Origin of the sequence: Alteromonas sp. W12 (genome assembly GCF_001924945.1) — a bacterium.
In the GTDB taxonomy this organism is placed as follows: domain Bacteria; phylum Pseudomonadota; class Gammaproteobacteria; order Enterobacterales; family Alteromonadaceae; genus Alteromonas; species Alteromonas macleodii.
Map to the genome: position 1 here is coordinate 749,028 of NZ_LQXH01000007.1, position 14,386 is coordinate 763,413.

Sequence of the window (14,386 nt, forward strand, 5' to 3'; positions counted from 1 at the left end):
TAATTAGATGTTTGCAGAAAGCCCTATTAAGCGCAGAAAGTCTACGCGTATTAATGTAGGTAACGTCCCCATTGGTGATGGCGCTCCCATTGCTGTTCAATCTATGACGAATACGCGGACCACTGATGTGGCAGCGACCGTCGATCAAATAAACCGTATTGTTGCAGTGGGTGGGGAGATCGTTCGAGTATCTGTGCCCACGATGGAAGCGGCTGAAGCATTTAAAGAAATTAAAAAGCAGGTGAGTGTGCCACTCGTTGCAGACATTCATTTCGACTACCGTATCGCACTTAAGGTTGCTGAATACGGCGTAGATTGTCTGCGTATTAACCCAGGTAATATAGGTAATATGGAGCGTGTGCGCTCTGTGGTCGATTGTGCAAAAGACAAAAATATTCCTATTCGCATTGGTGTGAACGGTGGCTCGTTAGAAAAAGACTTACAAGAGAAGTACGGTGAGCCAACGCCAGAAGCGCTGGTTGAATCCGCAATGCGTCATGTGGATATTCTCGACAAACTTAACTTTGATCAATTCAAAGTCAGCGTTAAAGCGTCAGATGTTTTCTTAGCTGTTGGCGCCTATCGTTTATTGGCACAAAAAATAGACCAGCCGCTTCACTTAGGTATTACCGAAGCCGGTGGCCAGCGCGCCGGCGCCGTGAAGAGTGCAGTTGGCTTAGGTATGCTATTGGCTGAAGGTATTGGTGATACGTTGCGCGTATCGTTAGCCGCAGATCCGGTGGAAGAAATCAAAGTAGGCTTTGATATTCTGAAGTCACTGCGTATTCGCTCGCGCGGTATAAACTTTATTGCTTGCCCGAGTTGTTCACGACAAGAATTCGATGTAATCGGCACAGTGAATGCTCTTGAGCAGCGATTGGAAGATATTCTTACGCCAATGGATGTCTCTATCATCGGTTGCGTGGTTAACGGCCCAGGCGAAGCAGAAGTGTCTGATTTGGGCCTCACTGGCGCACGTAACATGAGCGGCCTATATGAAGACGGTAAGCGCGTTAAAGAACGTCTTCCTAACGACGATCTAGTGGATAAGCTTGAAGCTAAGATTCGCGCCAAAGCATCGCGTATGAGTGAACAAAATAAAATTCAGGTCTCGGTTAAAGACTGAGACATTTTTTGTTCATTGTTGTTTATTCCCAAAGCCCCTATAATGCGGGGCTTTTCACTATTTAGCAGTATGAGAATTTCACGTGGCTAAGACTATTCAGGCAATTCGAGGCATGAATGACTGCCTACCGGAGATTTCCGGTACATGGCAGAAGGTAGAATCTGTACTTCGTCAGGTTGTGGCGAGTTATGGTTACCAGGAAATACGTACTCCCATCGTTGAAAGCACCGACTTGTTCAAGCGCTCTATCGGTGAAGTTACCGATATCGTTGAAAAAGAAATGTATACCTTCGAAGATAGAAATGGCGACAGCTTAACGCTACGTCCAGAAGGTACGGCAAGTTGCGTGCGCGCAGGAAACGAGCACGGCTTATTGTACAACCAGCAGCAACGCCTGTGGTACATGGGGCCAATGTTCCGTCATGAACGTCCACAAAAAGGGCGTTATCGCCAGTTCCATCAGTTCGGTGTAGAGACCTACGGTATGGACGGCCCTGACATCGACTTAGAAGTGATTCTTCTTAGTGCACGCTTTTGGAAAGCTTTTGGTATTGAGCAGCACGTAAAACTTCAAATTAATACCTTAGGTTCAAACGAAGCTCGCGCTGCATATCGCGATACGCTGGTTGAATTCTTAAAACAGCGTGCAGACCAGCTCGATGAAGATTCACTGCGTCGACTTGAAACGAATCCACTTCGCGTACTCGATTCAAAGAACCCTGATGTTCAAGCTGCGATTGCCGATGCGCCAGCGCTAATCGATCATCTTGATGAAGAATCTAAAGTACATTTTGAAACCTTGTGTTCGCGCTTAACGCAAGCAGGCATTGAGTTTGAAATAAATCCTCGACTAGTGCGCGGATTAGATTACTACAACCGTACTGTGTTTGAGTGGGTGACAGATAGCTTGGGAGCCCAGGGTACAGTGTGTGCTGGAGGCCGTTACGATGGCTTGGTAGAGCAACTCGGGGGCAAAGCAACGCCTGCGGTTGGTTTTGCTATGGGTATTGAACGTTTGGTACTGTTGCTAACCACGTTAACCGAAGAAGGTCAGGACTCAAGTTTCGCAGACGTTTACGTAACGGCGATGGGCGAAGAGGCACAGTCATACGCTATTGAGGTAGCAGAACATCTTCGAAATACGCTTCCTAATACACGCATAATGATGCACTGTGGCGGCGGCAACTTTAAAAAACAACTAAAGCGTGCAGATAAAACAGGCGCACGTTTAGCGCTGCTTTTAGGCAATGACGAAATGCAGTCTCGCGAAGTAGGTGTTAAACCACTGCGCGATGGTCAAGAACAAGTTACAGTCAGCTTCGATACCTTATCTGATAAGGTTGCAGAGATGCTGAGCGCAAAATAAAAAGAGGACATCATGGAACAGTTCGCAACAGAAGAACAACAAGTAGAAGCGATTAAACGTTTTTGGAAAGAGCACGGTACTGCAATTATTGTCGGTGCAGCGCTTGGTCTAGGTGGCCTTTGGGGCTGGAGAGCGTATTCAGAAGCGCAAATTGAAACTAAAGAAGCGGCATCGGTTGCCTATCAAAATGCCGTAGAAACATTCGGTACAGAAGGCAGCGACGCAAAAGTTAAAGCTTTTATCGAAGAGAACAAAAACAGTGGTTATGCGAGCATTGCCAGCCTTCTTGCTGCTAAGCAAGCGGTAGATGCGGGTGATTTAGACGCTGCAGCTTCTCACCTAAATAGCGTAGTAACCTTTGCCGAAAATGATGAATTGAAAGTGCTTGCCTCACTTCGTTTGTCGCGTGTGCAAATTGAAATGAACCAGCTGGACGCGGCGTTGTCTACGCTTAGCAATGTAACAAATGACGCATTTTCAGCAGAAATTTCTGAATTGAAAGGCGATGTGTATCAAAAACAAGGCAAGTTTGATGATGCTCGCTTAGCTTATTCAAATGCGTTAGAAAAAAATGCCAACAATCCGCTTTTACAAATGAAGTTAGATAACCTATCGGTATCTGCTGCGCAATAAGCGAAAGCCTTAGGGCTGGTATAAATAATAAAGAGGTACGCAATTTGTTTCACAACACGTGTGGCCGTAAAGGTCGATTTGCTCGCACGATAGGTATGGCACTCGCGGTGTCTATCACAATGTCTGGCTGCTCAACTATTTCAGACTGGTTTGCAGATGATGAAGAATTAGAGATTCGTCGTTTAAAGCCTATTGAGGCTAAATTCACACCTAAATTAGTGTGGGATCGCGATATTGGTGATGGCGTTAATCATTACTTCTCTCGTCTTCGCCCTGTTTATGCCTATGACAAGCTTTATGCTGCCGATCGCCATGGCGCCGTTGTTGCGATGGACCCTGAGTCGGGTAAGGTGTTGTGGGAGAAAGATTTCGCACAGTTTCGCTCTGAGGGCATGCTAAGCTCAGTCACTAATTTGTGGCGTAGCGGTGAGACTGCACGTATTGGTGGTATCGCCGTAGCAGACAGACACGTATTCATTGGTACAGAAAACGGCTATGTAGCTGCAATGGATGCAGAAACCGGAGAGTTAGTTTGGGATGCGTCTGTTCCCGGTGAGATTTTAGCGGCTCCGGCAGCTGATGAAGGTATCTTAGTGGTTAACACGGGTGCTGGTAGCTTATTTGGTTTCAATACCCGCACTGGTGAACAGTTGTGGAGACACGAAGGTGATACTCCTCCGCTAACACTACGTGGTATTTCTGGCCCAATCGCATCTAACGGTGGTGCTATCATCGGCACACCTACAGGTAAAATTCAGGTTAATCTTATCGAAACAGGTGTACTTGCGTGGGAAACGGTAATTGCAACGCCTTCTGGTGCAACAGAGTTAGAGCGTATTGTTGATATCGACACAACGCCTGTTTTATTTGGCGGCACGGTTTACACGGTTTCTTACAACGGAACATTAGCTGCTGTAGAGTTACGTTCAGGTCGTGTAATTTGGAAACGTGAATATGCATCGTTTCGCAATTTGAATATCGACGGCAATAAGATTTTTGTTGTAGACAACAACTCTAACGTTTATGCCCTTGATAGACGAAACGGCGTAGAGCTTTGGTCTCAAGGTTCACTTAAGCATCGCTCATTAACGGCTGCTACTCCAGTAGGCGACCATGTGGTTGTTGGTGACAACTGGGGCTTTCTACACTGGATTGAACAAGAATCAGGTGAAGTTGTTGCACGTCTAGATGTTGGCGGTGATGACGAAGATGATTCAATCTATGCTGCGCCGTTGAAGGTTGATGATAAGATTATAGCGGTAACACGTAATGGCGTAATAGCGTCGGTGCAAGTTCCAAAGTAACAGGAACGTTTCGCTAATATTTAAACAGAAAAGGTGCTTAAAGCGCCTTTTTTTATACCCCGCGGTTTTTTCGGGCCTAAACTTGGCCATTATCAATGGGTAGACGGTTTCTCTTCGTGTTATTGAACGCCATTGGTATTAGGTAGTGAACAAGGTATAATGCGCCCATTCTCAAAAGCCTCATAGTAATTCACCTCTCGTTAGAGAATACAGCTCCCGAACGTTAGTTGTAATAGATGGTGTATGCGGCTTGTGCTTTTTTAGCTTTCATGACCCCTAGGATCTGATAAATGTTACCCGTTGTTGCTTTGGTTGGCCGCCCTAATGTTGGTAAGTCAACCTTGTTTAATCGCCTTACAAATACCCGTGATGCACTAGTTGCTGACTATCCGGGGCTAACTCGCGACCGTAAATACGGCCAAGCGAAATTTGAAAAGCGCCAGTTCATAGTAGTGGATACCGGCGGTATTACGGGCGATGAAGAGGGCATTGATGCTGAAATGGCACAACAGTCTTTGTTAGCTATAGAAGAGGCTGATGTCGTATTGTTTTTGGTTGACGCCAGAGCAGGTATGCTGCCAGCCGACCAAGGTATTGCTGATCATCTTCGACGCATAAACAAAAAAGTGTTTGTTGTGGCGAACAAGGTTGATGGAATTGACGGCGATAGCGAAAGTGCGGAATTTTATTCCTTAGGCTTAGGTGATATTAAGCAAATTGCTGCGGCCCACGGTCGCGGTGTTAGCCAATTGCTGCAGGACGCCTTAAAGCCACTTGAATCTGATTTCCCGGACATGGAAATTGTCGATGAGGAGCCTGAAGAAGAAGAGGATGCTGAAACGCAGCGTCAACGCCTTCAAGAGTTACCTATCAAACTTGCTATCGTAGGTAAGCCCAACGTGGGTAAGTCGACACTGACAAACCGCATTTTAGGTGAAGAGCGCGTGGTAGTATTCGACATGCCAGGCACCACCCGTGACAGCGTGTACATTCCAATGGAAAGGGATGAGCGTGAATATATCCTAATCGATACCGCGGGCGTGAGAAAGCGCAAGAAAATTAGTGAAGCCGTAGAGAAGTTCTCTATTGTTAAAACTCTTCAGGCAATTGAAGAAGCTAACGTAGTGCTATTGGTCATTGATGCCAGAGAAGGTATTACCGACCAAGATCTCAGCTTATTAGGCTTTGTACTTAATTCAGGTCGTTCATTAGTAGTTGCCGTGAACAAATGGGACGGATTAAGTACTGACGTGAAAGACGACATAAAGCGCGAGATGGACCGTCGTTTAGGCTTTATCGACTTCGCTCGAATTCATTTTATTTCTGCGCTTCATGGTTCGGGTGTTGGTAATTTATTTGAGTCCGTACAAGAAGCGTATATGAGCGCGACCAAGCGTATTAATACCGCGCTGCTTACACAAATTATGGAAATGGCTCAGGATGACCATCAACCTCCGCTGGTGCGTGGTCGCCGAGTTAAAATGAAGTATGCTCACGCAGGTGGTTACAACCCACCGGTTATTGTTATTCACGGTAATCAAGTGGATGACTTACCAAGCTCTTATAAACGTTTCTTGATGAACTATTTCAGAAAAGCGCTAGAAATTATGGGCACGCCTATTAAGATAGAATTCAGAGAAGGCAACAACCCGTTTGAAGGTAAGAAGGCTAATTTGACCTTGGCGCAGCAGCGCAAGCGCCGTCGTATGATGTCTTATTACAAAGATAAAAAGTAGCCTTTTTTAGGATAGGGCGCTATTTCTGACCAAGTGGCGATAGCGTCCATGCTTTTACATTACTCAATTTCCCCACTATTGTGGCATGATGAAATCCCCAATTAGACTCGCTTTAGCGTGAATTGCATTTTGCCAGTCGTATTCAACTCTACGGTTTTCTTGATTTAATCTGCTAGGTCATTATTACACTTAGATTGTATTCTTTTCCTGCTAGTACCACTTTCTCTTTGTTCACATATTCAGTCATTTATAGGTACGTACCTTTGAATTCGGGAGGTTACCACGGATGTGAAATTTGGAGCTGTTTTTGCAGACACTACCTGTTTAGCAGACAGCCAGCAGTGTTTTTGGGAGATAAAGTGTCAGTAGAAAAATTGGTTAAAGTCGCCTCACCACTTCAAAAAAATCAAATGTATAACTGGTTTGATAGGTATAAACCAAAAGAGCAGCAAAAAGTATATATTCTCACCGCCAAAACAGAAGAAAAGCCAACGTTGAGTTTGCCGCTAGTTAAACGACGTTCTGCGAAAAAAGCTTAATGCGCGCTTTCCAAAAGCAGAGAGCGAACCTTTTTCATCATTTCAGACTCTTGCGGAACTTCTACGTTAACAATCAATTGATTAACAATATTGTCTGAAAAGTCAGGAGGAAAAGTCGTAGACACTTTTACGATTTTATCTTGTAGCTTAAAGACATAGGTTGTCGCGTAAATTGTTGGTGATGTTTCAGATGCCGCGCTCAGCCCCAATCTCCATCCTCTTAATGCGCTGTTAACCTCATAGCGTGAGGCTGGACTGATTTGAGACAATGTTAACTGTTGTAAATCGGCTGTAGCACTAGCTCTTTGCAGATCACTTTCTAGTTGCTTAGGAAGTAGCTCGTTTTCATCTGAAGAAAGCTGATCTAAAAAGGGATATACGGTGACATCAACGAGCGCATCTTCAAACTCAGGGTGTATATAGCGAGTAATTGCACCGTTAAACGGGTCTGGATATAACTGAGTATCTAATTTAGTGAAGTCGCCAATGGCGTTTGGTACCTGTAATCCACCCTTATAGTCGCTAGCTTCTAGCGCATCGAACAAAAACTGGCTGGTAAATAATCCAGAATGTTTGGCATGTTGAATCCAGCGGGCAATCAACGATTGAGCTTCTTCTTCGGCTAAAGCGGTTTCCGTTTTCACATCTGTGTTTTCTGCGGCACTCGCATCAAATGAAGATGAGTCAATTTCTATCCCTCGCCATTGTAAAGTGAATTCTGCAAATTGTTTTGCGTGCTGTCGATGCATGCCAGGCGCTGCGCCAACATTAGCAATCAATAGTTCGTAGTCGTTTCCTTCGCCATAAGGGAACAAATGACTGAACTCTCCTGATTCGCTTAGGAGTTTAATAAAGCTGTCGGGCGAAATCGCATCTTCAAAACACAAATTAGTGGATTGAGAAGAATTAGCTTCGCTTAATGCTCGTTGGGCTCCACAAGCCCTGAGTAACGTCTCGCTCGGGTAGGTAGAAAAAACAGAGACAGGTTGATTGACCATAGAAGCAAAGGTGAAGTCAGGCACTAGTAACAGAACAAAAACGCACAAAGATGTCAAAATTTTGGGTACAGCGAACCGCTGTGACTTTAGGCTCCAAAATGCACAGGCCCGCTGGTAAATACTGGAAAAGGAAAACGCGTTTACATGAACGGGCATAATACTTAAGGCTACCTATTGCCGCTGAATGTGTGTCACTGTACTGGTTATTTCTCCGTCAGTCACCCGAGATTTTATCTCATCACCTACATTTACTTTATTCACGCTATTAATGGCTGCTTTGTCGGACAAAGTAATGCTGTAACCACGGGCGAGCGTTGAAAGAGGACTTACGGATTGTAAGAGGCTAACTTTACCACCAAGTTCATTTTTTTTGCTTCTAATGAGTGTATTCATGCTTGATAAGAGCTTGGTGCTAGCGTAATTCAGTTTGTCTTTTGCACGCGCTACGTTTGCTGATGGCGATTGTTTGTTTAGTCTGTAATCAAGACCTTGTAATTGCTTCTCTGCTTTTGCCAAGTCGTTTTGCATTTTATGCGCTAAACGAAGTTGTAGTCTGTCTAACGTTTGCCACTGCGATTGAATGCGGCTTTGTGGATGCAACGCATTTAACCGTTGTTTCTTTAAAGCAAGCTGTTGTTTACTCGCTTGAAGGTACTGAAGTATTGCCCTTGCTAAGCGTTGTTTTTGCTGACTTAGCGTTTGGTAGAGAGCGGCAGAATCCTGACTTAAGATTTCGGCAGCAGCAGATGGGGTAGGGGCGCGAACATCGGCGACGAAGTCACTAATGGTGAAGTCTACCTCATGGCCTACGGCGCTAACTATGGGAAGGGCACTTGCAGCGACTTCTCTTGCTAAGCTTTCATCATTAAAACACCACAAGTCTTCTAATGAACCGCCGCCTCGCGTAAGTAACAGCACATCCACTTCTGCGCGGTGGTTAGCCGTTCTCAACGCATTAATTAACTGTAAAGGTGCAGTTTCACCCTGAACCATCGACGGATAAACAATGATTTCGGTTTGTGGGCTGCGTCGTTTTAATACACTTAATACATCGTGAAGCGCTGCACCGCTTGATGAAGTTATTACGCCGATGCGATTGATACGTTCAGGTAGCGCACGCTTGTTAGCAGTATCGAACAAGCCTTCATTGTTGAGTTTGAACTTTAAGGCTTCGAACGCTTGCTTAAGCGCACCTTCGCCATCGCTTTCCATGTGTTCGACAACCAGTTGATAGTCGCCGCGTGCTTCGTAAAGGCCAACCGACGCTCGCACTAAAATTTTGTCGCCTTCTTTAGGACGGATACGAACATTGCGGTTTGATCCCTTAAACATGGCCGCGCGAACTTGGGCTTTGTTGTCTTTGAGCGTGAAATACCAATGCCCTGATGCGGCTGCCACAAAGTTGGATATTTCGGCAGATAGCCAAATAAGGCCAATTTCGCCTTCCAGTACGGTTCTGGCTAAGCGATTTAGCTTGGTAACTGTTAAAATTTGTCGAGACGTAGATGGCGAATTTGTAAACATAAAAAAAATCACTGGGTTTAATACATTTAGAGTTTACCTGAAAACTAAAAAACACTACAATTGCGCCGCAATTAACCCTCAACTGAATAGGTGTTGTTGCATGCTACGTATCATCCAAGAAGCCCTGACGTTCGACGATGTGTTGCTGGTTCCCGGCCACTCGACCGTCCTCCCTCACACAGCCAACTTACAAACACGCCTTACGCGTGGCGTAACGTTAAATATTCCAATGGTGTCTGCTGCCATGGACACGGTTTCTGAAGCCCGTCTAGCTATTGCGCTAGCCCAAGAGGGTGGTATTGGTTTCATTCATAAAAACATGAAGCCCGAAGAGCAAGCCAAACACGTACGTGAAGTTAAGAAATACGAAAGTGGTGTGGTATCTGACCCGGTAACGGTTGAAGAGAATGCGACCATCGGTGAAGTTATCGCGCTTTCTAAGCGTCTTGGTTACTCTGGCTTCCCGGTGACTGACAAAGATAATAACCTAATTGGTATTGTGACAGGCCGCGATCTTCGCTTTGAAAAGCGTTTGAATTTGCCTATTAGAAACGTAATGACCGGTAAGGATGATCTGGTTACCGTTAAAGAAGGTGCAAGCTCTGATGTGGTGTTAGACCTAATGCACGAACACCGCATTGAGAAAATTCTTGTCGTCGACGACGCGTTTAAGCTTACAGGCCTGATCACTGTTAAAGACTTCCAGAAAGCAGAAAACAAGCCTAATGCATGTAAAGACTCGCTTGGTCGCCTACGTGTTGGTGCTGCGGTAAGCGTTGGACCAGGTACTGACGAACGTATTGCACTACTTGTAGATGCAGGCGTTGACGTTCTACTTATCGATACCTCTCACGGTCACTCACAAGGCGTTATTGATCGCGTGAAAAAGGTACGTGCAGACTATCCAGATGTACAAATTATTGCGGGTAACGTTGCGACGGGCGATGGCGCGAAAGCACTTGCCGATGCCGGCGTAGATGCTGTTAAAGTGGGTATTGGTCCTGGTTCAATTTGTACTACCCGTATCGTAACCGGTTGCGGTGTGCCTCAAATTACTGCGGTATCAGATGCAGTAGAAGCACTTAAAGATACCGACATTCCAGTAATCGCTGACGGCGGTATTCGTTTTTCGGGTGACATTGCTAAGGCGTTGGCTGCTGGCGCAAGCTGCGTAATGGTTGGCAGCATGCTAGCAGGTACTGAAGAAGCGCCAGGGGAAGTAGAACTTTTCCAAGGCCGTTATTACAAGTCATATCGCGGTATGGGTTCACTAGGCGCTATGGATCAAAGCCACGGTTCGTCAGACCGTTACTTCCAAGATTCTGATAACGCTGAGAAATTAGTACCAGAAGGTATTGAAGGCCGCGTAGCGTACAAAGGTCCAATTGCTAATATTATCCATCAGCAAATGGGCGGCTTGCGCTCAGCCATGGGCTTAACGGGCTGCGCAACGATTGAAGAGCTCAATACCAAGGCACAATTTGTGCGCGTAACTTCAGCCGGAATGGGCGAGAGCCACGTTCACGATGTAAGCATTACCAAAGAAGCGCCAAACTACCGTTTAGGTTAAGGCGACCGACGACTGCGAGGCTGGTACTACACCAGCCTTTGTTCTTTTATTTAACGGGTAAAAATAAAACATGACCACAAATATCCACGACCAACGCATACTTATTTTGGATTTTGGCTCGCAATACACGCAGTTGATAGCACGTCGTGTTCGCGAAATAGGCGTTTACTGTGAGCTTTGGGCTTGGGATGTGACCGAAGAGCAAATCCGCGAATTTAATCCTCAAGGGATTATTCTGTCAGGTGGCCCAGAGTCAGTAACCGAAGAAGGTTCACCACGCGCGCCCGAGTACGTATTTGAAGCCGGCGTGCCAGTGCTAGGCGTGTGCTATGGCATGCAAACCATGGCACAACAGCTAGGTGGTGGCGTACTGGGTTCAGACAAGCGTGAATTTGGTTATGCGCAAGTAGAAGTGATTAAGCCAAGCCCGCTGCTGGATAAAATTGAAGATGCGATAGGCGATAACGGCGCGGCGCTGCTTGATGTATGGATGAGCCACGGCGATAAAGTGGCAGCTATTCCCGAAGGTTTTGAAACCATCGCGCAAACCGCTTCATGCCCACATGCTGCAATGTATAACGCAGAGAAGCAATTCTATGGCGTGCAGTTCCACCCTGAAGTGACTCACACTCGCCAAGGCATGCGTCTATTAACTCACTTTGTGATGGACATCTGTAAGTGTGAAAAGCTCTGGACAGCTGGCGCAATTATTGACGATGCCATTGAGCGCATAAAAGAGAAGGTGGGCGATGAAGAAGTTATTCTTGGCCTTTCAGGCGGTGTAGATTCTTCAGTAACAGCCATGCTGCTTCACCGCGCGATAGGTGACAAACTTACTTGTGTGTTTGTAGACAATGGCCTGCTTCGCTTAAATGAAGCTGATCAGGTAATGGAAATGTTTGGTGACCATTTCGGCCTTAACATTATCCGTGTAGACGCTGAAGAGCGTTTCCTTGAACGCCTAAAAGGCATTGAAGATCCTGAGCTGAAACGTAAAGCTATTGGTAATGAGTTCGTTCGTGTATTTGACGAAGAAGCGGGCAAACGTGAAAACGCGAAGTGGTTAGCGCAAGGTACTATTTACCCAGACGTTATTGAATCAGCGGGTTCTGCAACGGGTAAAGCGCACGTAATCAAATCGCACCACAACGTGGGTGGTCTTCCAGAAGATATGGAGCTAGGTCTTGTTGAGCCACTGCGTGAACTCTTTAAAGACGAAGTACGCAAAATCGGCCTTGAGCTAGGTTTACCGTACGACATGCTTTACCGTCATCCGTTCCCTGGTCCGGGTCTAGGTGTTCGTGTACTTGGTGAAATTAAGAAAGAATATTGCGACTTACTACGTCGTGCAGACGCTATCTTCATTGAAGAGCTATATGCAGCTGACCTATACCAAAAAGTAAGCCAAGCGTTTACCGTATTTCTTCCAGTGCGCTCAGTTGGCGTAATGGGTGATGCGCGTAAATATGACTGGGTAGTAAGCCTTCGTGCAGTAGAAACCATCGATTTCATGACAGCTCACTGGGCACATTTACCCTACGACTTCCTAGGTAAAGTGTCGAATCGCATTATCAATGAAATTGACGGCATTAGCCGCGTAGTATACGACATTTCTGGTAAGCCACCTGCTACGATTGAGTGGGAATAAACGGGTGTAAATTTACCGAAATGAAAAGAGAGCCTTCGGGCTCTTTTTTTGTATCTACTTAAAAAAGAGCAAGTTAATAAGCCTGTTACTATAAGGGTGTATATTTTCGCATATATTGGTATGTTGATTCATACCAAATTTGTAACCATACCGTCATAAAAATATCATTTAATGGCGACGTCCTTCTTTAAATTTATACTAAAGGTTAAGCCGTGTTCAATTACACAAGCATCAGCCGTTTGGTGATGACGCCTGTTCTCGCCAGCTTTTTAATTCTTGTACTATTAAACGGTGCCTCAATTCTAAAGTCTTTCTCGTTACTTAATTCATTCGATGAGTTAGAAAACACCCTTGTTCAGTCAGAACGAGACGTCAATACCACGCTAAGTACTTTCAAAACTCAAGTGCAAGAGTGGAAGAACGTATTGTTGCGTGGCCACAAAAAAGACGACCGAGAAAAATACTGGGAGCGATTCAAGCAGAGAGAGGCCGATATCACTCGCCAGTTTGACCTGATGCTATCAAGTAGTGTGATAAGTGAAAGCGTGAAGTCAGATATCAGGCAATTTCAAAAAGCCCATGCAGTCATGGCCGAGAAATACCGTGAAGGATACGACGCATTTATTAACTCAGGGTTTGATCCAAAGGTTGGAGATAGCTTTGTTCGAGGTATTGATAGAGAGCCTGCTAAGCTCCTCTCAGGTATCGCGGCGGAAATTGCAGCCGATTCAGCGAACGCGATTGCTGAGCTTAAAGCCAATACGCGCACTATGCTCTGGATAATTCTACTGGCGGCTATTGCGCTCTCTGTGCTTTCTGTTGCTTATGTGATTGCTCGTTTACGCTCTCAGGTTATTAAACCAACGAAGCAGGTTGCGGCGTGTATATCCAACTTGGCTCATAGCCGTTACGACTACGCGTTAACGTATTCCAGCGACCATGAATTGGGCATGCTGGCAGAATCAGCCAGGGCATTACAAAACAAATTAAAAGATTCGGTTGCGCAGCTTCAACAAGCGGAGACCGAAATGGAAAAGGCGTTTGGCACCCTCGGTAACGTCAGCCAATCCATTATGGAAGGCGCCAATGGACAACGGGATGCGTCGCGCTCGCTTGATAGCAGTACGGATAAACTTAAAGAGATTGTGCAAAATTTAGTGGCAATCACTGACCAAGTTGCTGTGGCGACAAATAACTCCGAAAAGAACGTGGCAAGTTGTTATGCCACGTTTGAAAGCGCCAATGCAGGCTTTAAGCAGCTAGCTAAAACGGTAACCGAATCAAGTAATATCGTGTCAGAACTGCAAAGCCGCAGTACCAATATTCTAAAAGTGGTAAATGTTATTAATGAAATTGCCGATCAGACTAACCTACTGGCTCTAAACGCAGCAATTGAAGCTGCTAGGGCAGGTGAGCATGGCCGTGGTTTTGCCGTGGTAGCCGACGAGGTTCGAGCACTTGCAGCTAAAACACAGCAGTCGACCAAGGAAATTAACGACATTTTAAGTAGTTTTGAAGCTGAAGCAAAAGGGGCCGTTGCGGCGATGTCGTCAGGCAAGCAGCTGTCAGACACAAACGCAGCAGAAGCAGCGACAGCGCTTGAAACACTCAATAACGTGGTGAGGGATATTCAAGAAACGGCCAGCGTAGTTGTGGCGCTTAACGAAGCCGCAGATGAGCAAGAGGCTGTACTTCAGCAGGTGGAAACAATTATCAGTAATGTGGTCACATCATCTGAAAAATATCATCAACTTGCTCAGCGTGATGACATGTCACGCTCAATGAAAAGTATGTCAGAAAATGTTGAAAAGGTGGTGAACAGTTTGACCCGCTAACTGTGCTTTGTCAGTATAAACACGTTAAAAGGGAGTGTTTGAACAATGTTCACGCCCCTTTTCTTTTATCTGTTATAGATGCGCGCGGCCTAAACTAGTATTGATAA

General features: G+C 45.6%; 11 protein-coding genes. 9 read left to right on the forward strand and 2 right to left on the reverse strand.

Features of this window, described 5'->3' with window-relative positions; translation table 11 throughout:
* Positions 1 to 7 precede the first annotated feature (7 nt).
* The 6 genes from ispG (at position 8) to AWH61_RS10810 (ending at position 6,704) form a co-directional block, all read left to right on the forward strand.
* Entirely contained in the window at positions 8 to 1,126 is a 1,119-nt protein-coding gene (ispG, locus tag AWH61_RS10785; protein ID WP_014950167.1) for a flavodoxin-dependent (E)-4-hydroxy-3-methylbut-2-enyl-diphosphate synthase, read from the forward strand.
* An 82-nt stretch (positions 1,127 to 1,208) separates the two neighbouring features.
* Entirely contained in the window at positions 1,209 to 2,492 is a 1,284-nt protein-coding gene (hisS, locus tag AWH61_RS10790; protein ID WP_075177060.1) for a histidine--tRNA ligase, read from the forward strand.
* A gap of 12 nt (positions 2,493 to 2,504) precedes the next feature.
* Complete coding sequence (locus AWH61_RS10795) at positions 2,505 to 3,125, forward strand: YfgM family protein (protein WP_075177061.1); 621 nt, start codon at positions 2,505 to 2,507, stop codon at positions 3,123 to 3,125.
* A 44-nt stretch (positions 3,126 to 3,169) separates the two neighbouring features.
* Positions 3,170 to 4,429, forward strand: coding sequence for an outer membrane protein assembly factor BamB (gene bamB / locus AWH61_RS10800; protein ID WP_083605916.1), 1,260 nt, complete (start codon positions 3,170 to 3,172; stop codon positions 4,427 to 4,429).
* A gap of 290 nt (positions 4,430 to 4,719) precedes the next feature.
* Positions 4,720 to 6,165, forward strand: a complete 1,446-nt coding sequence (der, locus tag AWH61_RS10805) for a ribosome biogenesis GTPase Der (RefSeq protein ID WP_014979823.1) — start codon at positions 4,720 to 4,722, stop codon at positions 6,163 to 6,165.
* A 359-nt stretch (positions 6,166 to 6,524) separates the two neighbouring features.
* Positions 6,525 to 6,704 carry a hypothetical protein gene (locus AWH61_RS10810; RefSeq protein WP_039218122.1) on the forward strand — a complete coding sequence of 60 codons (180 nt, stop codon included), beginning with the start codon at positions 6,525 to 6,527 and terminating at the stop codon, positions 6,702 to 6,704.
* Here AWH61_RS10810 and AWH61_RS10815 read toward each other — a convergent pair.
* The gene (locus AWH61_RS10815) at positions 6,701 to 7,858 is read right to left on the reverse strand and encodes a hypothetical protein (RefSeq protein WP_075177062.1); all 1,158 of its coding nucleotides are present in this window, start codon (positions 7,856 to 7,858) and stop codon (positions 6,701 to 6,703) included. The genes AWH61_RS10810 and AWH61_RS10815 overlap by 4 nt on opposite strands.
* Positions 7,859 to 7,873: 15 nt before the next feature.
* Positions 7,874 to 9,226 (reverse strand): exodeoxyribonuclease VII large subunit, encoded by a 1,353-nt coding sequence (xseA, locus tag AWH61_RS10820; protein ID WP_075177063.1) that lies wholly within the window; start codon positions 9,224 to 9,226, stop codon positions 7,874 to 7,876.
* A 100-nt stretch (positions 9,227 to 9,326) separates the two neighbouring features.
* Here xseA and guaB point away from each other — a divergent pair, with 100 nt between their 5' ends.
* The 3 genes from guaB to AWH61_RS10835 all read left to right on the forward strand — a co-directional run bounded on the left by guaB (position 9,327) and on the right by AWH61_RS10835 (position 14,279).
* Positions 9,327 to 10,796, forward strand: coding sequence for an IMP dehydrogenase (guaB, locus tag AWH61_RS10825; RefSeq protein ID WP_014950158.1), 1,470 nt, complete (start codon positions 9,327 to 9,329; stop codon positions 10,794 to 10,796).
* A 70-nt stretch (positions 10,797 to 10,866) separates the two neighbouring features.
* Positions 10,867 to 12,444 (forward strand): glutamine-hydrolyzing GMP synthase, encoded by a 1,578-nt coding sequence (gene guaA / locus AWH61_RS10830; RefSeq protein WP_061095505.1) that lies wholly within the window; start codon positions 10,867 to 10,869, stop codon positions 12,442 to 12,444.
* Between the two features lie 212 nt (positions 12,445 to 12,656).
* Positions 12,657 to 14,279 (forward strand): methyl-accepting chemotaxis protein, encoded by a 1,623-nt coding sequence (locus AWH61_RS10835; protein WP_014950156.1) that lies wholly within the window; start codon positions 12,657 to 12,659, stop codon positions 14,277 to 14,279.
* Positions 14,280 to 14,386 lie beyond the last annotated feature (107 nt).

Excerpts from the sequence above, each read along its gene's own strand:
- ispG (WP_014950167.1), top strand. The coding sequence starts at position 8 with ATGTTTGCAGAAAGCCCTATTAAGCGCAGAAAGTCTACGCGTATTAAT.
- AWH61_RS10795 (WP_075177061.1), top strand. The coding sequence starts at position 2,505 with ATGGAACAGTTCGCAACAGAAGAACAACAAGTAGAAGCGATTAAACGT.
- der (WP_014979823.1), top strand. The coding sequence starts at position 4,720 with ATGTTACCCGTTGTTGCTTTGGTTGGCCGCCCTAATGTTGGTAAGTCA.
- AWH61_RS10815 (WP_075177062.1), bottom strand. The coding sequence starts at position 7,858 with ATGCCCGTTCATGTAAACGCGTTTTCCTTTTCCAGTATTTACCAGCGG.
- xseA (WP_075177063.1), bottom strand. The coding sequence starts at position 9,226 with ATGTTTACAAATTCGCCATCTACGTCTCGACAAATTTTAACAGTTACC.
- guaB (WP_014950158.1), top strand. The coding sequence starts at position 9,327 with ATGCTACGTATCATCCAAGAAGCCCTGACGTTCGACGATGTGTTGCTG.
- guaA (WP_061095505.1), top strand. The coding sequence starts at position 10,867 with ATGACCACAAATATCCACGACCAACGCATACTTATTTTGGATTTTGGC.